At 34.0% G+C, this 24,889-nt stretch carries 24 protein-coding genes and 1 pseudogene; 23 read left to right on the top strand and 2 right to left on the bottom strand.

What is annotated here, in order from left to right; genetic code table 11:
* Positions 1-697: 697 nt before the first annotated feature.
* Positions 698-937 (top strand): antitoxin of toxin-antitoxin stability system, encoded by a 240-nt coding sequence (locus LPAF129_RS10140; RefSeq protein ID WP_244056859.1) that lies wholly within the window; start codon positions 698-700, stop codon positions 935-937.
* 417 nt (positions 938-1,354) lie between these two features.
* Here LPAF129_RS10140 and LPAF129_RS10135 read toward each other — a convergent pair whose 3' ends face one another.
* Positions 1,355-2,128, bottom strand: coding sequence for a hypothetical protein (locus LPAF129_RS10135; protein ID WP_244056858.1), 774 nt, complete (start codon positions 2,126-2,128; stop codon positions 1,355-1,357).
* A gap of 235 nt (positions 2,129-2,363) precedes the next feature.
* On the opposite strand from LPAF129_RS10135, the gene LPAF129_RS10130 reads away from it, so the two are divergent.
* The 22 genes from LPAF129_RS10130 to LPAF129_RS10030 all read left to right on the top strand — a co-directional run bounded on the left by LPAF129_RS10130 (position 2,364) and on the right by LPAF129_RS10030 (position 22,877).
* Positions 2,364-2,900 carry a sigma-70 family RNA polymerase sigma factor gene (locus tag LPAF129_RS10130; RefSeq protein ID WP_244056856.1) on the top strand — a complete coding sequence of 179 codons (537 nt, stop codon included), beginning with the start codon at positions 2,364-2,366 and terminating at the stop codon, positions 2,898-2,900.
* 93 nt (positions 2,901-2,993) lie between these two features.
* Entirely contained in the window at positions 2,994-3,191 is a 198-nt protein-coding gene (locus tag LPAF129_RS10125; RefSeq protein ID WP_244056854.1) for a DUF1659 domain-containing protein, read from the top strand.
* A 38-nt stretch (positions 3,192-3,229) separates the two neighbouring features.
* Positions 3,230-3,457 carry a DUF2922 domain-containing protein gene (locus LPAF129_RS10120; protein WP_244056852.1) on the top strand — a complete coding sequence of 76 codons (228 nt, stop codon included), beginning with the start codon at positions 3,230-3,232 and terminating at the stop codon, positions 3,455-3,457.
* A 296-nt stretch (positions 3,458-3,753) separates the two neighbouring features.
* Complete coding sequence (locus tag LPAF129_RS10115) at positions 3,754-3,972, top strand: DUF1659 domain-containing protein (protein WP_244056851.1); 219 nt, start codon at positions 3,754-3,756, stop codon at positions 3,970-3,972.
* Between the two features lie 26 nt (positions 3,973-3,998).
* Positions 3,999-4,232 (top strand): DUF2922 domain-containing protein, encoded by a 234-nt coding sequence (locus tag LPAF129_RS10110; RefSeq protein WP_244056849.1) that lies wholly within the window; start codon positions 3,999-4,001, stop codon positions 4,230-4,232.
* 72 nt (positions 4,233-4,304) lie between these two features.
* The gene (locus LPAF129_RS10105; RefSeq protein WP_244056846.1) at positions 4,305-5,216 is read left to right on the top strand and encodes a GH25 family lysozyme; all 912 of its coding nucleotides are present in this window, start codon (positions 4,305-4,307) and stop codon (positions 5,214-5,216) included.
* A gap of 290 nt (positions 5,217-5,506) precedes the next feature.
* A complete protein-coding gene (locus LPAF129_RS10100; protein ID WP_244056842.1) occupies positions 5,507-6,448 on the top strand; it encodes a GDP-mannose 4,6-dehydratase in 942 nt (313 codons plus the stop codon).
* A 53-nt stretch (positions 6,449-6,501) separates the two neighbouring features.
* Positions 6,502-7,902, top strand: coding sequence for a sugar transferase (locus LPAF129_RS10095; RefSeq protein WP_244056840.1), 1,401 nt, complete (start codon positions 6,502-6,504; stop codon positions 7,900-7,902).
* A gap of 1 nt (position 7,903) precedes the next feature.
* On the top strand, positions 7,904-8,743 hold the full coding sequence (locus LPAF129_RS10090; RefSeq protein WP_244056837.1) for a glycosyltransferase: 840 nt from the start codon (positions 7,904-7,906) through the stop codon (positions 8,741-8,743).
* 42 nt (positions 8,744-8,785) lie between these two features.
* Positions 8,786-9,541 (top strand): YveK family protein, encoded by a 756-nt coding sequence (locus tag LPAF129_RS10085; protein WP_244056835.1) that lies wholly within the window; start codon positions 8,786-8,788, stop codon positions 9,539-9,541.
* Between the two features lie 26 nt (positions 9,542-9,567).
* Complete coding sequence (locus tag LPAF129_RS10080; RefSeq protein WP_244056834.1) at positions 9,568-10,299, top strand: CpsD/CapB family tyrosine-protein kinase; 732 nt, start codon at positions 9,568-9,570, stop codon at positions 10,297-10,299.
* A 27-nt stretch (positions 10,300-10,326) separates the two neighbouring features.
* Positions 10,327-11,517, top strand: coding sequence for an EpsG family protein (locus LPAF129_RS10075; RefSeq protein WP_244056832.1), 1,191 nt, complete (start codon positions 10,327-10,329; stop codon positions 11,515-11,517).
* Positions 11,518-11,539: 22 nt separating this feature from the next.
* Entirely contained in the window at positions 11,540-12,685 is a 1,146-nt protein-coding gene (locus tag LPAF129_RS10070) for a CDP-glycerol glycerophosphotransferase family protein (protein ID WP_244056830.1), read from the top strand.
* Positions 12,685-13,539 (top strand): beta-1,6-N-acetylglucosaminyltransferase, encoded by an 855-nt coding sequence (locus LPAF129_RS10065; RefSeq protein WP_244056828.1) that lies wholly within the window; start codon positions 12,685-12,687, stop codon positions 13,537-13,539. Before LPAF129_RS10070 ends, LPAF129_RS10065 begins: the two co-directional genes overlap by 1 nt.
* Positions 13,540-13,541: 2 nt before the next feature.
* Positions 13,542-14,507 carry a glycosyltransferase gene (locus LPAF129_RS10060; RefSeq protein WP_244056827.1) on the top strand — a complete coding sequence of 322 codons (966 nt, stop codon included), beginning with the start codon at positions 13,542-13,544 and terminating at the stop codon, positions 14,505-14,507.
* 19 nt (positions 14,508-14,526) lie between these two features.
* Positions 14,527-15,933: an oligosaccharide flippase family protein gene (locus tag LPAF129_RS10055; RefSeq protein ID WP_244056825.1), complete on the top strand. Its 1,407-nt coding sequence runs from the start codon at positions 14,527-14,529 to the stop codon at positions 15,931-15,933.
* A 471-nt stretch (positions 15,934-16,404) separates the two neighbouring features.
* Entirely contained in the window at positions 16,405-17,430 is a 1,026-nt protein-coding gene (locus LPAF129_RS10050; RefSeq protein ID WP_244056823.1) for an acyltransferase family protein, read from the top strand.
* Positions 17,431-17,656: 226 nt separating this feature from the next.
* Entirely contained in the window at positions 17,657-18,157 is a 501-nt protein-coding gene (locus LPAF129_RS10045) for a hypothetical protein (protein ID WP_244056821.1), read from the top strand.
* A gap of 47 nt (positions 18,158-18,204) precedes the next feature.
* Complete coding sequence (locus tag LPAF129_RS10040; protein WP_244056819.1) at positions 18,205-18,438, top strand: hypothetical protein; 234 nt, start codon at positions 18,205-18,207, stop codon at positions 18,436-18,438.
* 547 nt (positions 18,439-18,985) lie between these two features.
* The gene (locus LPAF129_RS11320; protein ID WP_373875047.1) at positions 18,986-19,180 is read left to right on the top strand and encodes an AAA family ATPase; all 195 of its coding nucleotides are present in this window, start codon (positions 18,986-18,988) and stop codon (positions 19,178-19,180) included.
* On the top strand, positions 19,135-21,069 hold the full coding sequence (locus LPAF129_RS10035) for an ATP-dependent nuclease (protein WP_244056816.1): 1,935 nt from the start codon (positions 19,135-19,137) through the stop codon (positions 21,067-21,069). The genes LPAF129_RS11320 and LPAF129_RS10035 overlap by 46 nt, the downstream gene beginning before the upstream one ends.
* A complete protein-coding gene (locus LPAF129_RS10030) occupies positions 21,069-22,877 on the top strand; it encodes a UvrD-helicase domain-containing protein (protein WP_244056814.1) in 1,809 nt (602 codons plus the stop codon). Before LPAF129_RS10035 ends, LPAF129_RS10030 begins: the two co-directional genes overlap by 1 nt.
* Positions 22,878-23,048: 171 nt before the next feature.
* On the opposite strand, the pseudogene LPAF129_RS10025 reads toward LPAF129_RS10030, so the two are convergent.
* Positions 23,049-24,394: pseudogene (locus LPAF129_RS10025) on the bottom strand (IS4 family transposase).
* Positions 24,395-24,889: the final 495 nt, after the last annotated feature.

Here is a 24,889-nt window from a genome sequence, read left to right as displayed (position 1 = left end):
AAAAATTGAAACTTTGGGGCTTGTTAAAGTGCGCCAAAAATCAAGTCTTTTCTAGAAAGTTTTTAAAATTTATTTATCACCTTCGCTTGACTTAAAACCACATGTCTAAAAATCACAGAGTGGAGTGAAACGGGTAGAAAGTGAGCATTATCGTAACCTAGGGGGTAATGCGTTTTTGGCATTGGCCCCTGGGTTTGGATAAGCGGAACTTTCTGTTTCACGGAGCTCGACTAAAAATCACAGGGCTATGCAACTCAACTAGAAAACTAGCGTGATAGCCAGCCTGATGCCTGTGAATTAATTGTCTTTATTATAACATGTTAGTACCAATAATAATCATTAGAAACAATTTTTTGTAAACGGTATTTTGAAGGCAGGAGTGGGGCTGATTAATGGGCGGCTTAGTTGATTGAATGAGGCAACTAAACGAGCTTTGCTGGGATGAAAATGGCAATCTTAAATTTAATCTAGTAGATAAGATCCGTAAAGTAGGTAACTATAGTCCTTAATTTCGTTCCAACAAGCTGTGGAATAATTATATCGTAGGGAAAAGAGCTCCCAGTAAGTTATCCACCTGTGAATAACTACGTTGGAAGTGTTGCTTGTCTGTGGAAAAATAAGAGGGAGACTTAATACGGGCTAATTGTCAAGTTTTGAGTTATACTCAGCGTGTAATCAACGATTGGGGGCTTAACTAATGGACAATGAAATCATTAAAATCAGAAAAATTGGTAACGAAAATGTACTGCCTTTGCCAGATAAAATTCAACCGAAGGAACATAGTTTTAGAGTTTATGTTGGTCGGGATGAGATGATTGTTTATGTACCAGTTAGAAGAAATCCATTCAAGGATGAACAGTTTATTCGGGCACACGAAAATTCGTGGCAGCCGGAAGCAAGTAAGGGACCCTTATTTAGAACAGAATTATCAGACTAAGAAGATCATAAATAAGCAGCGGTAAAGATGATGGCAGCAAGGACTTTTAAAATCGAACTGAAGTTGATAGGTCTCGCAAAAGGGGGGCTTATTTTTTTGATTTTTTTCTGAATGTGCTAACGTTGAGCTAGGAAGGAGCACTAATACTTAGTAGAAAAATGAAAGCTATTATAGAATCAGTGATGATACGAAATAATTGTGAGGGGGAAGTTAGTCATGTTTGATCCAGATTCTTTCAAAGAAGGTACGGGGTGTACTTTAGGGTGTCTAATGATTCCAGCGGCTATTCTGGCAGTTTGGTTTTTGGTTGAATTCCTTTTCAGTTGAAAAATGAAGCACTTAATAATTGAATAGATCCCGATTTGGTGATCAAAACAGCCTACTTCACAGAGTTTTCATGTGAAGCAGGTTGTTTTTTTACCTTAATCTTAAGTATAAGTGGTTAATGGCGTAATTAACTTGGTTCAGATAATCCGCTGAAGGCTGTTCACCAATTAGGGAACTAGTGTAGCGGACCACATCAGTTATCAGCTGTTGACGGTAATTTTGGAGTTCTTTTGAGGCAGTGGGAGCAGTCTGGTCTTGGTCATGGAAAGTTTGCTGGCAGTATTTTTGGACATGGCTAACCATAGACGGTGGAAAATCAGCGGCGAGCTGCTGCATGAAGGTGATCTCTTTTTGCGCGATGGCAAAAGTATCACGACAAAGCGACCTAAAACTGGCGAAGCTTTCATTCAAGATGTAGTCAGGTCCGGCGTTGACTTTAAATTGGAGCCCAACCTGTTTTGTCCCCAGGCAGGTGTAATGGACCAAATTGAGTGGACAAAGCCAGCTAGTGGCACCACGCGAATAGCCACTGAGGGGCATGATCATTTTACAACCGCACACAAATGGAACCGCGTGGTGGTGAGCGGAGCCTGCATGAAGCTGCTTCATGATCTGCATTGCGGGAAAAAAGTCCGTGTTTTGCCAGTTAATGAAGCGCTTTAATAAAGTTGTAGTACTATCTTTCGTCCACAGCTTGCCACGCCTTTTGTCAATTAAAATTGACTGACAGTTGCCCAAACCCAGGTCATGCACATCTAACAGTAGGAGAGTCGTGCTAGTCAGCTCAGCTTGATCATCTCTAGCTGCCTGCCGATATAAAGATTTTAATCCTTGTGTGTTTAAAATTAATGGTTTTTTTGCCATTAAGACTGCCTCCCAAAATAAATTTGTTATCGCACGTGAAATCGATAACATGTCTATTATAAACTCAATTAAATATATAAATCAACATTAAAAAATATAAAAATTACAAAGATACACAAAATTAAACATAAGTTGTGCATAACTTTATAAATATGACACATTCACGCTTTATTAATTAGCTGGTAGGCTAGAAGAGTTCAAGGCCTTGGATAATTTAATTAGGGAAGTGCCAGCAATGCACGAAGAAGCGTTAAATTATCTACTAACAAATAACCGGATCAAAGTCGTTTATGGGGTGTTAAAGTACCTGCATCTTTCACCACAAACGGAAAATTTTGAGGACTTAGTCATGGAGGGGACCTTACTGTTTATGCAGGCTTATCATAAGTACCGCTCACTTCACGAAAATATTAATGAGCACCAATTAATGGGTTATGCTTTTCGCAAAATTAAGTGGGGCTTGCGTGATTTATTACGTAAGCAATGTAAGGCAGCCGACCACCTAGTAACACTGCCAACACCAAAGACGACTGACGATCCATTAACATTATTTGAAAGCCAGACAGATCTGGGTCAGGATTACGAATTTGCAGAATTATTGGGAGAAGTTTTACAGCTCTGTAATGCAAATGAGCGTAAGTATGTCGTGGGACGTTTTTTCTATGGTTACAGTGTCGCTGAGATTGCCCAGCAGGCCGGAGTTTCACGGCAAACGGCTTACAATTGGAAAAAACAGGTTCAACGCAAGTGCAAACAACTTTTTACAAATTAGCTTTACAAATGGCATCTGGATTTCGTTAGTAGGGGTGTAAGGCGCGCAACTTACAACTAGTATCATAGTCAAAATTTAAAGGAGGAACACAACATGAGTGAAATGTGGAGTAAAACGAATCTCGCTGTCAAATCAACTAAGGAAGATGGTCAGCAGCGAAAACGCAATTTTAACAACATTGCTCAAGATGCAACTGACGAGAAATTAGCGGCTTTTGGGCAACTAGTTGAACAGTTAACAGGCGAAGCAACGGAAGAGTTGTCGGTCAATGTGACAACTTCCTTAGTTTAAGACACTGATAGTCAAGCTAATTAGAAAGAAGGAGCAGTATGAAAAGTTTAGATTTAGCATTTCGATCCGCCATTGGTGGGGCAGTCCATCATTTGAAGTTAAACTATGTCAACACTGATTTGGATGCAGACACAGTTAAGAAAGCGATGCAAGACATTGCGGATGCCCAACTGTTTGTCGACAAAAAGGGTGATCAAATTTATGCCAAACCATTGTCAGCCGCTTATCAGACTGAACAAGATGCGGTGTTGTTTGACGAAAAGTAGTCTAAAAAAAGCACTGGCATTTTTTTGCCAGTGCTTTTTTTGCTTAAAGGGGATCAAAAATAATTGCGAGCTAGTTTGAAAGATTAACCAGATCTGTCATGTCACCCGATAAATTGTTTTGAACTTTGGCGATCAGGTTGGATTTACATCTGACCTTACGGATTTATTTTTTTAGTTTGGACTAGTTAATTCGATTTTTCAAAAAAATTTTTTAATCCCCTTTACAAATCTCACCTGGATTTCGTTAGTAAGGGTGTAAGGCGCGCGACTTAACAATTAACGAGGAGGCTTTATCAATGAGTAAAGAATGGCAAAAAACAAACATGAAAATTAAGTCAGGTAGTGAAGACGGTAGTTTCCATAATCGGAGCTTTAACAACTTAGTCGAAGGTGCTGACGCAGAAAAAGTAGTTGCTTTCGCAGGTGTGATCGCCCAATTAACTGGTGAACCAACGGTCGATATTCAGATGACTGTCGCTAGTGACGTTATCGCGACTGAAGAACCAGCAGAATAACTCATAAGGAAAGGAGATTTTAAAGTATGAAAACATTAGACTTAATTTTTCGGGCAGCTAATGGTGGAACCCATCATTTGAAACTGGCAAATGTCCAGACTGAACTTGAAGCAGACAGGGTAAAAGAAGTCATGCAACAAATAAGTGCTGCAGGGATTTTTGTAGATAAGAATGGTGTAGCGATGTATGCACAGCCAATTTCAGCAGTTTACATTGAGACGCAAGAAGATATGTTGTTTAAGGAAGAAGCAGGTAAGTAGAGCTAAAGGAGGTCGCAAGTTTGTGTCGTTGACATGAGGCTGCGGCCTTTTTTTAATGAGGAGGAAAGAGCGATGACCAATAAATTTATTGATGTGGCTTGTTATCAACCGGCTAGTCTGGGTTATTTTCGAGCAGTGAAAAAGCTAGGGATTAAAGGGGTTGTGGTCAAACTGACAGAAGGAAGTGCACAGGGGACTAATTACGTTAATCCCCGGGCTAGCTTACAAGTCGAGCATGCCAAAGAAGTCGGTCTGACCGTGAGTGTCTATCATTTTCTAAGATCAATTTCAGTCAGCGATGCTCAACAGGAAGCACAGTTTTTTGTAACTCAAGTCAAAAAGAATGGACTTACTGGGCAAGTTTTGTGTGTGGTAGACGTTGAAGCTGATGATCTGACACATAACCGGACAGCGTTAACTAAGCAAGTGAATGCCTTTATAGCTGAATTAAGTGTTTTGGGTTATCCCAAGTCTGCAGTTTATTCGAGTACATCTTGGTTTATTGGACGATTGATTCAAAGCCAGCTTCAAGCTAAGACATGGTGGGTCGCTAGCTATGGTACCAAAAGCGCAGGAATACCGTGTGCTGCCTGGCAGTACTCTAGCAAACAAATGATTCAAGGAACACCAACAGACATCTCAGTGGACTATTCTGGGGCTTTTACGGGCAAGAACAATTCAAGTGGCATTATTAAACCAATTAAAGTTCCGATTTCGTGGGTCGATTCATTAGGAGTGCGCTGGTATCCAGAAAAGGGAACCTTTACCAGTGCTCAAGCAATTTTCCTGCGCTGGGGTGCCACGACTAGTTCAACTCAGATCAGTTTGTTACCAGCGGGTTCAGTGGTGAAGTATGATGCTTTCGCACATAGCGGCGGTTATATCTGGCTGAGACAACTACGAGGAAAAGGGCAGTATGGGTATTTAGCCAGTGGGGAATCCAAGAATGGACGAAGAATTTCTAGTTGGGGGAAATTTAAGTAAGAGAATGGGTTAAATATAATTAGTAGTGGACGATAACTATAAAGGTTAATTAAACCGATAGTTATTGTCCTTTTTTGTTATTTTCTGAACAAACCATTTTGCAAAACATCACTAAAATGGTAAGTTAAAGCCAATTTTTTCCTAAAGAAATAGTGTCAATTTTCTGAAAACTATATTAATACAATCAATTAGAATACAATAAAGTTTGAAATACGGTCAGAAAGTTATATAATCTTAAGGTAACTGTAGTAATTTAGACACAAGTGAACATAATGTTTTTGGGGGAAATCATGGATAAATATTTAGTAACTGGTGGAGCAGGGTTTATTGGTTCAAACCTGGTTGAAGCACTAGTATCAGAAGAAAACGAAGTTGTTGTTGTAGATGATTTGTCAATGGGAAAATACGATAATATAGCTGATTTTGTGGGCAATGGAGTAACATTTTATCAAAATTCGATTACTGACATGTTATTCATGCAAAATCTTTTAAAAGATGAAAAATTTGATTACATAATTCTTTTGGGTGCGGTCGCTAGCGTTGCAGACTCAATTGCACGACCACAAGAAACACATGAAATTAATTTAGAAGCTAATTTGAATGTTTTTGAAACAATTAGAAAAGAAAAAATTCCGGTTAAGAAAATTTTGTTTGCTTCATCAGCTGCAATTTATGGTAATGATCCGGAATTGCCTAAGAAAGAAACTTCACCGGTAGATCCGTTAACACCATATGCGATTGATAAATTTGCTAGTGAACGGTATGCGATTAACTATGGTAAGCTATATGGTTTGCCAACTGTTGCCACGAGATTCTTTAACGTTTATGGACCTAAACAAAATCCTGAATCACCTTATTCTGGCGTGCTCTCAATTATTCACAATTGTTTATTGAATAATAGTAAGTTCACAGTTTTTGGCGATGGTGAACAAACGCGAGATTTTACTTACGTAAAAGATGTTGTTAAAGCATTGAAATTATTACTTAGCACTAAAGAAGCATTGCATGATGTTTATAATGTTGCCACAGGTAATCGGACAACATTAAATGATGATATCCATGCCTTTGAACAAGCGATGGATCAAAAACTTGAGATTGAATATTTGCCAGCAAGAGCTGGGGATATTAAAGAGTCATATGCAGATATTACTAAGCTTAAGTCTTTAGGATATGTACCAGAGTATTCAATTGAAAAAGGCTTACGTGAATATGTTAAGTGTGCAGTGAAGTAAAGTGGATTATTGCTTGATTCAAACAAGAAATGAGAAAGAGGTTACTAAAAAGTATGAGTTCAAAAAGTCCTAATAATAGTAAACAAATATATACAAATAAGTTCTTCTACCATGATTTACAGTTAAGAGCAATTAAGTTATTAAATCTTGTTTTATTAACGATTGTTTTTGCTGGAACATGGTATTTGGCGTACGCTAAAGAAATTGAAGATCCCTTTCACGGCAAGGGAAACATAGTTGTGATTGCTCTGTTTGCTTTAGTGTACTTTTTATATGGGAGAACATACGATGCTTTTACAGTATCATTGTCTTCTATCACGGAAAAATTCTATAGTCAGGTATTATCATGCCTCTTTACAGATGGAATAATGTATTTTGTGATTCTCTTGCTAACTAGACACTGGCCAAGAATTTTACCACTATTTATTTGTTTACTGGTTCAAATTGTAGTGTCTTATTTATGGAGTTCGTTGTCATTTAAGTGGTACTTTAAGGCTTTTCCAGCAAAGAAGACCGCGATTATTTATGATCAGGAAAACAACCTTGAGGAAGCAATTAGTGAATATGGTTTAGGTAACAAATTTGATATTCAGAAATCTATTTTAGTTAATTCAGAAATTGAAAAAAGATTACCCGAATTAGATGAGTTTGAAATTGTATTTTTATCAAACGTCCATAGTCATGAAAGAAATCAAATTATTAAGTATTGTATCCAACATGATATTAGAGTTTACATCTTACCAAGGATTGGCGATGTAATCATGAGTGGTGCTGAAAGAATGCATTTATTACATTTACCAGTGCTTCACCTAGGTCGCTACAGCCCTAAACCAGAATTTTTAGTGATTAAGCGACTATTCGATATTATAGTTTCTGGCTGTGCATTCATTGTGGCCTCACCGTTTATGTTGGCTGTTGCAATTGCAATTAAAGTTACAGATCATGGACCAATACTATATAAGCAGGTTCGTTTAACTAAAGATGGACGAGAGTTTAAGGTATTGAAATTCCGTTCAATGCGTGTAGATGCAGAAAAGGATGGAGTTGCTCGTTTGAGTACTGGTGAAAAAGACGATCGAGTAACAGCAGTCGGTAAATTCATTAGAAAAGTGCGTTTTGATGAATTACCGCAACTGTTTAATATTTTGAAAGGTGATATGAGTATTGTTGGTCCGCGTCCAGAAAGACCTGAAATTGCGGCACAGTATGAAGAAGAATTACCTGAATTTTCAATGAGATTACAGGCTAAGGCTGGACTAACAGGTTATGCTCAAGTTTACGGTAAGTATAATACAACACCATATAATAAACTCGAAATGGATTTAATGTATATTGCGAACCCAAGTATTTTTGAAGATCTGCGGATTATTTTTGCAACAGTGAAAATTCTGTTTGAAGCAGAAAGTACTGAGGGTGTGGATACGGACCAATCGACTGCCTCAAAGAAGATTTAAAATGGAGGATAAAATTGGAATGAAATACTCTGGATTAATGTCTGTTTACAAAAAAGAGGATCCTCAGCTATTCGAGAAGGCATTAACTAGTATAATTAATCAAACAATGCCACCAGCACAAATGGTACTTATTGAGGATGGAAAATTAACAACGGAATTATTAGATATCGTAGAAAAAATGCAGGTTAGATTTGAAAAAAATAAGATATTTTTCAAGATTATTCGTAATGAGAAAAATCTTGGATTGGGATTATCTTTAAAAAAAGGTGTGGAGAGTTGTTCTTATAGTTGGATTGCAAGGTTTGATTCGGATGACATCAGTGTGAACTATCGAATGGAAGAATCAATAAACTATGTATGTAAAAATCCAAATGTAAAATTACTGGGTAGTTATATAGCAGAAATAGAAAAAGATACTAATAAAGTGTTAGATGTTCGTAAAGTTCCTAAAGGAAATGTAGAAATAAAAAGAATAATGGGCAAAAGAAATCCTTTTAATCATATGACAGTTTTTTTTGAAAGAGAAACAATTTTAAAGGCAGGTAATTATAAGGATGTACCTTATTTTGAAGATTATTATCTATGGCTAAGAGTTTTGAGTAGAGATATAGAAGCTGCTAATATTGGTAAGGTTTTAGTTAAAGCAACAGTTGATGCTAATTTTTTGAATAAAAGAGGAGGAGCCCAGTATTTAAAAAAAGAGTTTAATTTTCAAAGTATCATATATAAAGAAAAATACATAAGTTTCCCGGTTTTTGTTTTTAATATATTAACTAGAGGAATGGTTAGAATTTTTCCTAAGCGGGCTTTGAAATATGTGTATAAGATAATAAGAAAGTAAGAAACGTGAACAAGTATTAATTATAAAATTCAGGAGAAAAAAATGAAAAGCAGTGGGACACAAGAATCTAAACAACTTTTGCGAGTTATGACAGCATTAAAGGAGAATTTAAAATTGATAGTTACTTGGGCAATAGTGGGGATAATTATTTCACTATGTGTTACATTTATTTTGATTACTCCCAAGTACAGTTCGACGGTTGATTTGTTAGTTAATCAAAAAGTTAATAATACTCAAGCGCAATTTACGGCTCAACAGGCTGATCTACAAGCCATTAACACCTATAAGGATATATTAAAAAAGCCAATAATTTTAAGAAGTGTTTTAAGTGAGGCAAAAAAGAAAGATAATTATCAAGGTAGTATTGATGATTTGTCAAAAGCAATTGAAATCAAAAATCAGACTAATTCTCAGGTTATTAGCATAACAGTAAAAGATAAAAATGCATATGTTGCTGCCGACTTGGCAAATTTGATTTCAAAACGTTTTACTTCACATATTAAAAAAATAATGAAGATAGATAATGTTACGATTGTTTCTAAGGCACTTCCGAATAAAGATAAGGTAACACCCAAAGTACCACTAAATATACTTGTGGGATTGATTGTGGGATTTTTGGTTGGTTCCTTAATTGTTATTTTAAAAGAATTATCTAATACAAAAATTACAGAATCTGATTTTTTAACGGACGAGTTGGGTTTAACTCTACTAGGAAAAGTTTATCATATTGAGAATCAAAATCTTCATGCAGTGACTATTCTTCAAGATAATTCAAGTGTAAGAAAACGGCGAATATAGTTTAACCAAGAGGAGTTTATAAAATAATGGATTTTTTTAAGAAAAAGAAAGTTCTCGACACAGATAGCATGGAAAATGGAGTACAGCTAGTTACTGTTTCTGAACCCAAGTCAATGGATGCAGAGCAGTTTAATACAATACGAACAAACATTCAATTTTCTGGTGTTGATAGCGAAATAAAAAGTTTAATGCTGACATCTGCCACTGCCTCAGATGGAAAATCAACTGTTGCGGCAAATATTGCAGCATCTTTTGCAAAACAAGGGAAAAGAACATTATTAGTTGATGCTGATATGAGAAGACCCACATTAGAAGCAACATTTAAAACATTTGGTTCAAAAGGTTTAAGTAATTATTTGACACAAAAAGATGTAGATGTAAACGAGATAATAAAGAAAACAACACTGCCTAACTTATTTATTATTACCAGTGGCCCAATACCTCCAAATCCGTCAGAGTTGATGGGATCGAAAAAGATGAATGCTTTAGTTAAATTGTTGAGAGATCAATTGGACATTGTGATTTTTGATGCGCCACCTATTTTATCGGTAACAGATGGACAAATCTTAGCCAATAAGATTGATGGAACAATCTTAGTTGTAAGGCAAAATTGTACTGAGAAGAGTGCCATTGTACAGGCCGTTGACTTAATAAAGCAAGTGAATGGTAAAATTCTAGGGGCTATTATAAATGATGTAGAAAAAAAGGATACAGGCTATTATGGATATTACGGCAAAAAGGATAATTCTAGTAGATGATGAGATGAGGGGGATAAATAATTGATAATGTATTTTACAATACTATGCTTGTTTTTCCCTCTGTTGGGGATTCCAAGTACATTATATATAGCTACAAAGAGAAAAAAAGGGAAGTTATTTTTTTTATTTCCAGTATGTATCTATCTTTTTGTATTAGGGTGGTATTTTGAACCAACGATTTTTTCTGATTTGACAAGATACTTTAGTAATTATATGGATGTTGCTAGAGGAATGAATTTTTTTGATTATAATAATAGCTTTCTTGGAACAGAAAAGTTATTTGTGGTGCAACATACTTTTTTTTATGTACTATCAAGATTTAAAACAAATCAAATTTTGCCAGCAATAACAGTTTTTTTAGTATATTTCTTAGGTTTCTATATATTATCTGATTATTTTAAAAAAATAGATACCAAAAAAAATGTGGAGTTTTTTTGCTACCTATTTTTTTTAATAGTAGTTCCATTTGCCTTGGTAGCTAATAACATTAGGAACATCTTAGCTGTTGCGTTAATCGCAGTTGCATTGTATAAAGATATGTTTGCTAAAGGTAACAAATTGATAATTGGACTAATATACTTAATTGCTTGTTTGATGCATATTGGTGTGGTACCTTTTGTTTTAATTCGACTGTTTATTATTATTATTAATAATTTTTCTTTAAAAAGATTAGCAGTTTGGCTGCTTTTCTTTGCGATTTTTTGTGGGGGGTTACTACTTTTTATAAGAACTAGTTTCGGAACATATTTCTTTGAAAAAATGGTTTTTTATTTAACCGCTGGATCTAATTCTCAAAGCAATGTTAATGCATGGTTTATAGCAGCTGATAATAGTTTGGTTTTAAAAATCAACAAATATATATCAATATTATTTAGTTTGTTTTTACTTTTCTTTTTGATGAAAAGTAGTAGGGGGCATTTATATGGTATTTCAAAGAATGTGGTGCTCTTTTTCACCTTTACAGTGCTATTAATAGTCGGACTCGGTTTATTTTTTCCTGGGACTACTTGGTATAGATTTTTCTACCTTATTTATTTCTTTAGTCCGATTTTTATATATTATGTATCTGTAGATGGAAATCTTTTTGAAAAATTATTCGTTGTTTTTATGGTTGTTTGGTTAATTTTTTGGCAGTATTATCAAATCACTCATCAGTCTATATTTGAGAGTGATTTCATTTGGGGAATACTTTCTCCGATTACTTTTTTATTTAGATAGTTTTTTTTTTGGAGGTGGAGTAGTGATATCAAAACAGTTTAAGTTAATGGTTTTATGGTTGATTAAAAATTTATTTCCTGCATTTATGTTTAAAATAAAAAAGAAAAAAATTGTAGTTTCTTCCTTTAGAGGTAATAGTTTTTCGGGTAATCCTAAGATTGTCGTGGAGAAACTTTTATCATTGAGTAGAAAAAAAAATTTAGATTTGGATATAGTTTGGTTAACTCTAGACGAAAAAGGTGAAGATTTACCTGAGGGTGTTAGGGGTATAAGATATAATTCATTAAAGTCTTTAATTGAAATGGCAAGTGCACAGGTGTGGGTGGATGATTTTCGAAAAAAATATTTTCCGCCTAAGAAGAAAAGCCAAATCTATTACCAACTCTGGCATGGGTGTATTCCGTTAAAAATGATTGAAAAGGACTCAGTAGATAGTTTAACGGATGAATATGTTTCTGAAGCGAAAGCTGATTCAAAGATTGCTGATTATATGGTTTCGGGAAATACTTTCACAGAAAATATTTATAGAAATTCTTTTTGGTTTTCTGGAGAAATTTTAAAATATGGAACTCCAAAAATAGATTATTTAGTATCAAATGTTAATGAACAAAGGCTTAGTCATGATAAATTGGGTACCAATTACATTTTGTACTGTCCAACTTTTAGAGATAAGTTCCAGCTAAAGGATTATATTTTAGATTCAAAAAAAATACTAGCAAAAGTATCTAAAGAGCTTGGCGGACACTGGAAGCTACTTATAAGATTACATCCTAATATCAGAGATCATGAGAAAGAAGTTGTTGATGCCTGTCCGGGTTCAGTAGGTGTTACCGATTATCCAAGTTTAGATACTTTAATTCTAAAGTCACAAATTGTTATTACTGATTATTCTTCTGTGATGTTTGATGCTTTGTATGCTAATAAACCAGTAATTCTCTATTTAAAAGAGCAAGAGAATTATGACAGAAATTTATATTTCCAGGTTGATGAATTGCCTTTTGTAATTTGTCATGATAATGAAGAGATTTCGGATTGTTGTTCAAAAATTTTTAAAAACGAATATGAAAATAAATACGAACTTTTTTTAGATAAAATAGGGAATTACGAATCTGGGAAAGCTGGACTAAAATTAGCGAAACATATTGTTAATCAAATAGGAGAATTGTAATGAAAAAGCATGCATTTTTGATCATGGCTACGAAAAATAATGAACAACTTAGAAAGCTAATAGAGACGTTGGATGATCCTCAAAATGACATTTTCTTACACATTGATTCTGATTTTAGAGGAACAGTTAACTGTAATGTTAAAAGTTCACCAGTTTATGTAGTAGATAGAATAAAAGGTTCCTGGGCGGCCTATTCATTAGTAAAAATAGAGTTTGCATTACTGAAAAAAGCTGTTGAAGTCGGTGGATATAGTTATTTTCATTTGTTATCTGAATCAGACTTACCAATAGTTTCCAATGATGAACTACATTCGTTTTTTTTCAATAGAGCGGAAGAGTTCATTGAATTTCAAGAAATTAATACTAAAGCAATTAAAAATAAAGTCAATTATATATACCCCTTGCAGGAGTATATTGGGAAGAAGCATGGAGCTCTATGGTTTTTACAAAAATTAATTTTGATATTAGAGAAATTGTTTAGTAAAAAAAACCAGGATGAAATGTATCAAAACTTAGCAAAGGGTTCTCAATGGTTTAGCATTACAGAGGATTTTGCAGAATATATTGTTGATCAGGAAGAGAAATGTGAAAAGCTTCTAAGTAAAAGTCAAGCTCCGGATGAAATCTTTATACAAACGATATGTTTGAATTCCAAATTTGTAAATCGAATTAGTAATGTTGAAGAAGGTAATTTACGTTATATTAAATGGAATAAAGGAAACTCTCCAGAAATTTTGATGGGGAAAGATATTACTAAGATAGTCGGTTCGGGTGATATTTTTGCTAGGAAATTTAATGGTGAAGTAGATTATGGCGTAATGAAGGAAATATATAATATGATAGGAAAGAAGTAGGTATGGAAGAAAAAAATAGTATTCGATTATCAATTATTATTCCAGTTTACAATGTTAAAGAATATCTATCAACTTGTTTGGAAAGTATAATTTCTCAGGATTTAAGTAATGTTGAGGTTTTGTTAATTAATGATGGTTCAACAGATAATTCAGATCAAATTTGTTTGGAATATTGTAAGAGAGACAAGCACTTTCTTTTTTTTAATAAGCAAAATGGTGGTTTGAGTGATGCACGTAATTATGGAATATCAAAGGCCAGAGGAACCTATTTACAATTTGTTGATTCAGATGATGTGTTATTAAAACATGCTATAAGAATCATAAAGAGAATAGTTGGGCAGTCTAAGACTGATGTCTTAAAGATTAATTTTAAACGATTTCAAGAGGACAAAAACGAGCTTTTAGTTAATGATAATTCTATGAATATTCAAGTTGTTAAATCCGAGGAGCTCGTTGAGGATATATTTTATAATAGGACTCAAAGTTATACATGGTCATATATAGTTAAAAAATCAATATTTATAGACAATGATATCTTTTTTCCAATTGGTAGAAACTACGAAGATATGGCAACTACATGTAAATTATTAATAAAAGCAAAGAATGCTGTGTTGGTTGATAATCAGATGTATGGTTATCGGAATAGAGAAAACTCAATATCCAATAGCAGTAATGCAAAAAATGCGTTAGATATAGTTAATAATTTAAGTTCGGTTGAGAACTTTTTTGAATTGTTGCCGATTAACATATATGATTCGGGGTATATAAATTTTGAGTTATATTATTTGCTGTTGGCTTTTCAAGAGAGTGGATATAAGTCGTTTAGAATCAAAAGAAAAATTATTGATGAGTATAATAATCATTCCAAAAAGGTTTCCATTAGATATAGGGTTGCATACTACTCTGTTAGGCTTGGTTTGTATAAGACAATACAAAAATTTAGAAAGAAAATTGCATCTTTAAAGTGAAGGGAATGATATTGACTAAATGAAAAAAACAATAATGAATGTAGTTTATAATTCATTTTACCAGGTTTTCATACTCATAATTCCATTAATAACCATTCCTTACATTTCTAGAGTATTAGGAGCTGACAGCATTGGTGTTAGCAGTTTTGTTTCTTCAATTGCTAATTTTTTAGGCACAATTATTGTGATGGGAATGTACCAATTGGGCTCGAGGGAAATTGCAAGATCTGCATCGGAAAAGTTAGAAGATAACTTTTTTTCGTTATGGCTGATACAAGCCATTTCAGGTATCTTAGTGATTCTTATTTATGTAAGTGTAATCTTATTTTTAAAGACTACTTTAAAGATATATTTATTACTTGAAATCCCCTTTCTTATTGGATATATGTTTGATATTTCTTGGTTTTTTGTTGGCATCGAAAAGGTGAAAAATGTAATTCTAAGAAATACTGTTGTAAAGTTAGTGACAGTTTTATCGGTTTTTATTTTTGTAAAAAGTAAAGAAGACTTATGGATATATGTCTTAATCCTTAGTTTAGCACCTTTTGTTGCAAATTTCGTTTTTTGGCTATCTTTGCATATGGAGTTAAAAAATACTAGTTTACACCATATAAATATCAAGCCGTACTTGGCAGGAGCAGTTGCATTGTTTTTACCACAGATAGCATTGCAACTATATACTAATTTAGATGATGTTTTAGTAGGTTTGCTTGCAAATAACAAAGAATTAGCATACTATGACCAATCTCAAAAAATTGCTAGGATTATTTTGGGTATTATTACTTCAGCTAGCACTGTTTTGATGCCCAAATTAGCTGCTTCTAGTAACTCCAAAAAATTTAATACAATATTTAAATCATCCCTTGATTATACTCTAGCTTTATCAGTTTATTTCTGCGCAATGGTAATGATTAATGCTAGTCAATTTATAAAATGGTACTATGGATCTGAGTTTGTCCCCATGATTGACAATATGTTTTTTGTTAGTATAATTATTATTTTTATTTCGTATGGTGGTGTTTTTTCGAATCAGTATATGCTTGCTAAAGGTGAATTTAAGAAATTTGCAATATCTTACTATGTAGGTGGTATACTAAATGTTTTGCTAAATCTTTGCTTAACATCTGTATGGAAAGCTAATGGAGCAACTGTAGCTCTTATTTTAACTGAACTTTTTGTTTGCCTATCTAGAATATATTTGGTTAGAGATGAAATGAATGTTAGACAGGCGGTTAACGGTCATGGCAAATATATATTTATATTCGTCTTTACAGTCATTATTGGCACATTATTCCCGATTCGAATTGGTGGAAATTTTCTCAATTTAGTTATACAAACTTTAATTGGAACTTTAATATTTGTTAGTCAAATGTTTTTATATAAGACCAAAATTTCGAAGGATCTTTTGGCTTTTATTAGAAAGTAAATGTATTTTGATTGTTTAAAATAGATTTATTTAAAAATTAACACATAGTATTAACATTAACAAACTTTACTTCTTTAATTGTAAAGTTCTAATAGAAGGAGTGTGCTATCAAATGATATTAACTTATGCTGAAGAAATACTACCGTGAATATCCTCCGATGTTCTTGATTTACGCTAAGAGCAATCTAATTTTCGGATTAATCAATTATTAATTAGCAAATTTTTTAGTGATAGAAGGGTTTTATTTCTAAGAAAATCTAATGATGCTTTTTATCACAAAATTGTTAGGTTATGTATTGGAGCTAGTGTGATACCATAGCATAGTCCAAAGTTAGGCATTACTAGTTATTGAAAGAGAAGCTATAGAACTGTAAGAAAAGTTTTTGGTTAAAATTTTAAAGGTTATAAATATAACATATTGAGATAAACGTTAGTATATAGAATAATAGGAAGGCGAAAGTTGGAGATTGTATGAGTAGTAAAATGAGGGATAGTCGTTTTGAATTGTTGAGACTAGTAGCTATATTAATGGTTGTATTATCCCATTTTTCTTTGTATGGGCAAAGATTCAGGTTACAGATGAATCCTAGTTTTTTAACTAGAATTGGTACTGATTTATTTATGCCATATGGAAAAGTGGGGGTTTCTCTGTTTGTTTTAATTACAGGTTATTTTTTAGGCTTAAAAAAGATCGGCATGTTTTTTGCCTTTAAACAAGGTTGGAAAATATGGACTGAAACAATATTTTATACTTTGATTTCATTTATTTGTTTTACAATTTTTGAAAAAGGTTTTAACATTAGCTTATTTGTTAAGTCTGTTGTTCCTGTAACTACAGGATTATATTGGTTTGTTACAATGTATGTTATATTAATTTTTCTCTTACCGTTTATAAATACAACCTTGGGTAATCTTTCTAAGGAAAATTTTAAATTGTTGATATACGTTCTTTTAGTTATAAATAGTATGATTCCTATATTGTCATTAAATTATGAATTTATGCTTTCAACTCCTTATTTAATTGGAGCTTACATTCGAAAATACGGGATTAATATAAAACACAAGCTCCTCTACCTTTGTGTAGTTCTTTTGCTTTTTCATTTTTTAGTAATGGTGCTTAATATTTATGACCATGGTTGGGCTATTACGAATGGTATTTTACCAATAGTGGTTGCTACTCTGATTTTTCTTTTTGTGGTCGAAATGAAACCATTTGAAAGTAAATTTATTAATAAATTGGCGACAACTTCATTTGCAGGATATTTGGTTACCGAATATCCCCCAGTAAGGAACCTTTTATGGAAAATCATTGGCTTTGAAAATGTACATAATTCTTTTCTAGCTGATTTATATGGACTACTTGCAATTATTGTTTTTTTGTATGTAGGTGTTTTTATAGTTGATGTATTTAGACAAGAAATCTTTGCTATACTACGTGTTAATAGATTTCCAAACTGTATATATAAGGTGATTGTCAAAGGTAACTCAAAAATGTAGGTTTATGGCAATGGATACGGCGGAGTTCGCGGTCCACTTCGTCGGGCTTAATAGGTCCACTAAAAACGCATTTAATAGATCCATTGAAATCGTTATAACCTGGTCCACTTTATCGCTAGCTTTCTCTAAAACAGGAGGCTAGCTTTTTGTTCTCTTTTCATCGCTTTTCGTGTATAAGTTAATTTGTATTGTTCTCAATACAAATTAACTTATGGAGATGGCTTAAATGCCCAATTATGTAGAAATCGTTCGCCCGTACGAGCTAAACATTAGCCAGCGTCAAATTAGTAGAACCGCGGGTTCTGGTCGAGATACAGTCAGGAGAATCATTAAGTTTACTATCGATCAGTATCTTCACTATGATCAATTGATTGAACTTAATCAAACTGAATTAGAGAACGTTTTTGGCTCGCATAAAAACACGAAAGAAAGAAATGCCAATGTTGTAATTCCTGACTATCCTGCGTTAGCTAAGGAACTGGCTAAACCTGGAGTTACGATGCAGCTTTCGTGGGAAGAATATGTCGATCAATATAAGAACTCTGATCAAGTGTACTATCGCTTAACGCAATTTAAAAAGTGCTTTTGGGACTATTTATGTCAGCACTCCTATACAGATATAATTTACCACAAAGTGGGTGAAGGAGTCCAAGTTGACTTGGCTGGTGAACGGTTTCAATGGATTGAACAAGATATCAGTGAAGTTATTAAAGGATATCTTTTGTAGCTGTTTTACCATTCAGTGGCTATAGCTTTGTGTATTACTTTGCTAATGTGAAAAAAGAAATTTGTATTGAAGCTTATATCAAGCTGTTTAATTTTCTGGAAAGTGTCCTTTTACTAACTGTCCCCGGCAATCTTAAGATAGGAGTGACTAAACATTTAAAATCGGAGGTGATTTTAAACCAAAGTTATGAAGATTTGATAAATTATTATCATACAGTGATCATAGCAGCTCGTGTTAAGCATCCTGAGGATAAAGGTGTTGTAGAAAATACCATTAAGTGAAGTGGTTTATAGCTAACTTAATTGAATGTATGTGTAATTTTCGATGCTTTAGCCTTGAAGAATACAATGATTATCTCCAAGTTGAATTAAACAAACTAAACGTTAAACCCTTTCAAAAAAGAAGGACCACGGTCAATAGTCTTTAATGAACTTGAAAAAAACGTTCTACAATAGTTACCAAACTATTCTTTTCAGGGTTGTGAGTTTAAAATTGCTAAAGTTTACTCTAACATTCATAGTTATTTACTATGTACAAAGGAACCTGTTTTTGTTGACTATTAATGATTCGGTTATGGGATTCTCCACAGGTTCAAATTTTAGAATGAAATCCTTAACAAACCGTGATATGATAATCTTTAAAACTAACAAGATTAATTTATATAGAAAATGGTGAGCATAACAGAGTAGGAAAATGACTCTAAAATTTTACACCATGCTCTAAGTTTCCACGAATGTATGTATTGTGAAAATTTGCCAATTAGTTTTAATATTATATGACGATTGACTTAATTTGTGAAAAATAGGTAAATATATTGGGGGGATTTCGATGAAATTAATTAAAATGAAGATTAATGGCTTTCGTTCGTATGGAGAAGAGGTCATAGTAGAGTTTAATGGATTAACCACATTTATTGGAGATAATGGTGCAGGCAAGACTGCTGTACTGATTATGTTAAACAAGATTTTTAGTTCAAAATGTCTGATCGTATCATTCGAGCAAGTGATTTTTATTCGCCTATGAATGAGATGCAGAAACCGGCCAAGGCTAAAGATTTATCATGTGATGTCTACTTTCAGCTTGAAAATGATGACAGTAGAGTAGAAGCAGCTTTTTTGAAACGAGCATGTGTTACAGAGCCGCAAGGAAAGCTATTATTGCACATACGATTAGAAGCTTCTTGGACAGATGATGGAAGCTCTGAAGGAGCTATCGAATCTAAAGTATGGTTTGTAATTGATGATACAGATTTAGAGAACATTAAAAAGCATGAGGCACCAAGACGTGAATTAAACTTAATTAGAATGATTTATGTTCCTGCCGTACGTAACCCTGAAAAACGATTAGGGGCAACATCTAATAGTCTTTTAGCACGTCTGATTCGTAGTGTGAATTGGAAAGAGCAAACTAAACAGTCTGTTGAGGAATTGCTGAACAATCTTAATGAGACACTTCTTAGTGAAGATGGTTTAAAAAAAATTAATGATATATTATCAAATGATTGGCAGTTATACTATCAAGATGAACGATTCTCAAAGGTTGCTTTAACTATTGATTCAATAAACTTAAGTTCACTATCGAATCGGATTCGTTCAACATTTACTTCTCGGGCGTCTGGTCGTACTTTTCAGCCGGAAGAAATGGGCGATGGTACTCGTTCTCTACTTTACATTTCTAATGTAGCTAGTGTTTTAGATATAGAGCAAAGTATACTAGATCAAGATAACGAGGGAGAAACGGAGCCTATAATTGCACATAATCCACCATTGCTTACACTTGTTGCAATTGAAGAACCTGAAAACCATATATCCCCTCACTTATTGGGAAAACTAGTTGGACGATTAAAATCTATGGGTATGTTGTCAAACTGTCAGGTTATTTTAACTTCACATTCACCAGCGATTGTTAGGCGTACTGATCCAGAGTCCATTCGCTATGTTCGTTTAACGCCGGAAAAGGGTGTATCTACTATTCAAGCTCTTGAATTACCTGATAAGAATAATTTTCTCGAAGCATATAAATATTTAAAACTTGCTGTTCAAACATATCCAGAGCTATACTTTGCACAACTTGTTGTTTTAGGAGAAGGAGCTAGTGAAGAAATAATAATTCCACGTTTTCTTGGAGCTAAAGGTTATTCATTAGATGAAGCAGGAATTGTTTTTGTTCCATTGGCAGGGAGATTCGTCCATTATTTGTGGAAGTTGTTAGCACAATTAAATATTCCATTTATTACGTTACTAGATCTTGACCGGGAACGTTCCGGAGGAGGTTGGGGTCGGGTTAGTTATGTATTAAAAGAATTACATAGTATTCAATATGATGTAAATGTTCTTCCGGATGGAATTAGTGATATTACTTCAGACGGTGGTTTGAATCCACTTTTAGAACGAAATGTTGAAAATGAAGAACAGGCTAAGGCTTTGGATGATTATCTAGTAGAATTAGAACAGAATCACGTCTTTTTCTCAGGACCACTTGACATTGATTATTTAATGCTTACTTACTATAGTGAATACTATAAAAAAATTCTTCGTGGCAATGAAGGTCCAATAATCAAAAATCAAGAAAATCAGAAAAAGAAAGTTCAAGATTATGAACCGGATAATGTGAAGTCTTCGGAATACCATCAACGAGCACTAGAAGCAACAAAAGCCGCGCTTAAAGACGGTACTGGTGTCACTGAAGGTGGTTCGTATTCATATACTGACAAAGCATTAATGATTTGGTATGTGTATTTTTTTCTTGGAAGGGGGAAGACAACTACACATATTCAAATGTTTGAAGCTTTGGAGAGTAACGAAGATACGCTAGAAGCGAAAAGAAATAAGTTGTTAAAGAATATACCACCTGTACTTAATCGACTATGTGAAGATGCTGCAAAGTTATTATGTATTGAGGTAAACAAATAATGATTAATAGGAATGAATGGGTACCAGCAGATAATTTTTTTCTTGAACAAAAAGCAAGTTATTCGGTAAAATCTATGGAAAATCTATTAGTAATTGCTGGACCAGGAACTGGAAAAACTGAGATGTTGGCTCAAAGAGCAAATTATTTGTTTGAAACTGGGATTTGTAAAGAACCGTATAATATTCTTGCAATTAGTTTTAAAAAGGATTCTGCTAGTAATCTAGGAGAGAGGGTTAAAAAAAGGTCTTCAAAATCAGGTGATTATCGGTTTGATTCGATGACGTATGATGCTTTGGCAAAACGAGTTTTGGATCAGTTTAGAAATGGATTGAATATAACAATCAGACCAGATGGTGATTATCTTGTTCAAAATGAAACAAAATTAAGTGAAATGGTTAAAGAAGCAAGTCAATCATATTTATTAAACAGTTATTGTGTAAATAAGACCTGGAGGGAATTTTCTTTTTTAAATCCGACAATAAATAATGTTCAAAAAAAATTAGGTAATCTGATGCTTCATGGTACAGATAAATTGCAAGCAAACTTAAGTTATCACGGAATTATGCAACTAGCTATTAAAATTATAGAAACTAATCCAAGTATTCGTTACGCTTTTCAGGTTGCATATCCATTTGTGTTTTTGGATGAGTTTCAAGATACTACAGATCTGCAATATAAATTTATTAAAACTTTATTCCTGTCAAGCCCTGTTGTCATTACAGCTGTGGGAGATGATAAACAAAGGATTATGGATTTTGCCGGTGCGCGGAAAACAATTTTTTTAGACTTTAAAAACGATTTTAGTGCTGATGAATTACATTTATCTGTAAATCACAGGTCTGCTCCACAAATTATTAATTTACAATTGAGTATGTATAAATCATTGCAAGAGGATTACAATGAAGTTTTTTATTCAGGTAAGTGGAATAAAAACGAAGGTGAGATTTCATTAATTCAAAGTCTTGATGATTATGAAGAGGCAAAAAAGGTTGCACAAGATATTATGGAAAAAATTCATCAGGGAATTAAGCCAAATGAGATTGTAATATTGGTAAAACAACGTGCTGAGGATTACGCACCGCTAATTATTGATGCGTTAAAAGAGAAAGGTATCAAGGCACGGATAGAATCAGATTATCAGTCTTTGATAAAAGAGCCACTAGTAAAGATTATTTTGCATTCAATCATGCTCTCTTCGACTACGAGTTATACAGAGGATTGGCAAAAATATCTTAGTTTGTACATGGAATCGCAAGGTATAAGTGATGTTGAGGATGAGAGAATAATATATGATGCTGAAAAAGCATTAAATGAATTTTTAAAGAGTACTAGTTTGATGCTTAATAATAAGACGACAGTTAAAAAACTAGTGCAGTGTATTATCGATTTTTGGACTGTCGATTTTTTTCAGACAACTTTTCCGGAATACTTACATGGATCAAATTTAGAGGAAACAATTACAAGTTTTATTAATTTGATGGAGTTGGAATATCAGTCTGGAGAATCATGGACCGAAGCGGTTAAATCATTTGTGGGAGATAATTCTATACCCATAATGACTATTCATAAGAGTAAGGGTCTTGAATTTAAAGCAGTTTATCTAATTGCGCTTGATGACAATGCTTTTTGGTCATTTAAATGTAACCCTGATGCGACTCGACGAGCTCTATTTGTGGCAATTTCACGTGCAAAACAGTATTTAACGTTTACATTTTCCGAAAGTCGATTTACTACAAAACATCCCGGACGTCAAACTCATGTGTTGATTTCTGAATTTTATGAATTGATTAAGCGATTTGTGAATTAACTTCTATCTGAATGGGATTATTATATAACCATCCACACAAAAACATCGTCGAGACTAATTGAAGGGTCTATTTAATGTTTTATTTTGATTACTAAAGGTTGAAAGCACAAAAATAGACCGCACCCCTTGATATCATTGAGATGAGGTACTAAATATTAGTATTTTTCATTTTTAGGCATTATCTAGCAGCCTGACTAGGCTGCTGGGTAATGCCTGTTTGAATTCTACAAAAATCGAATCGAGAATGTCGTTTATCTGTGTAAATTTTTCACCTAGACCAGTGATCATTTTTAAGAGCCAACTCAATGCTTGAGCAATCTTAATATCGGGTAAAGGACGCCCATAGTCATAAAACAGGTCGCCCAAAGTCCGGTCATCTACATTTTCACGCTGGGTTAATGCCAAAATATCATAACTGAGCATGACCATAGCTAAATGCCCGCACAAACTGTCATAGCTCTGAATTTGTGTTTGATCGAATTGAAGATATTGTTTAGCGACCTTAAAATAGCATTCAATCTGCCAGTGGCGACCGTACATTTGAATGATTTCAGCCGGTTTTAAGGACAACTTCGTTGTCGCTAAAACTAAATATTGATCGGTTTTTCCACGTTTACTAACGAAAACCAATTTCATTGTTACCTCATTACCATCCACCTCAAACTTAACGACAGAACTATAAAGGTAGTCGGACTTGGTTGACCACTTACTACGGCGTAAAAGTTGGTATAGACTTTTAACATCCATTTCACGCCCACGATAGCGAAAATAGACTTTCTTATTTTTTTTCAACATGCCGATCCCGTCACGATGCCGTTTAGCTAACTCGGCGAACATCCGTGGTGAGGCAAACCAACTGTCAAAAAGGACATACTTAGCTTTAATACCAGAAGTAATGGCATCATCGACTAGTTCAAGAGCCACATCATTCATTTTACGCACTGCTTGTGACCGACGTTGACCGGCTAAAGAACGTTTAAACAAACCTAATTGATTTTGGGAATTTTTTGAGGACATGAGTGCAAAATGTAACGGTAAGAATGTGTTTCCGTCACTCCATCCCAAGGTCAGGGCACGAAAGCCTTTAAAAAAGCGTTGGTGATCATGGTCGAAAACTTTGGCCAATAATTCCGTTTTTTGAGAGAATTCACGTTTAAACAGTGAATCATCAATTATTAGTGCCTGACGCCGTCGATCGTCAGTAAAGTGTTGCACGTACTCAATTAGTTGAACTCCTATCAGTTGGACCAGTCGTTGCCAGTTTGTATGAGCGTTATTCAAACAGTTTCGCACGGTTCGTTTGGAAAAAGCGGGCGACTTTTCGGCTCTAAAAAATAGAGTAACGATTAAAAATCGTGGTCAAAAGCCATTCAAAAGCCATTCAAAAGCAATTCCGTCCGAACACCGCGTGACTTTGAAATATTAGCACGACGCAAAGTGGCAGAAAGATGGACCAATTTTGAAAAATGACGAAAAGAATGATGAATTTTAGTGGTATTATGTTGTATAGTGAACATGGCATGAAACTCCTTTGTGTATTTGGTATTAGACACCCTAAGTATACAGATATGGAGTATTTCATGTCTATTTTTATATAAAAAAGTCCCCGACATGTCGGGGACTTTCTGTTGTATCTTGTAAGCCTAGTTTTTTCCAGACTCTTTTTTTCGTATATTTTTAAAATCAACTGCCAAACTGTGGAATTATTCAGGAGCATGTTTAAAAGTTATAATCTTCATTGTTGACACTGATTGCTTTTGATTGTATCATTAAAACGGTTACATATGTATCACATGTTACTGATACGATCAGGCAGGGTGATGAAATAGGCGTGTTTCGTCCATTTCATTATCTTGCCTTTTTTATTTTAAGGAGGAATTATTTTGTTTAAAAATTTATCGGAAAATTCAAGTCTAAGTTAGCCACTCTCACATATCATTTATCACATTAGTAGCTTAGTACAGCTCGGTGGGGAGGGAGAAAGGCTTGAGCCGGGAGGCGAAGGCCTTTCT

Source organism: Ligilactobacillus pabuli (genome assembly GCF_022836475.1).
In the GTDB taxonomy this organism is placed as follows: domain Bacteria; phylum Bacillota; class Bacilli; order Lactobacillales; family Lactobacillaceae; genus Ligilactobacillus; species Ligilactobacillus pabuli.
This window is presented reverse-complemented; position numbering and strand designations above follow the sequence as displayed.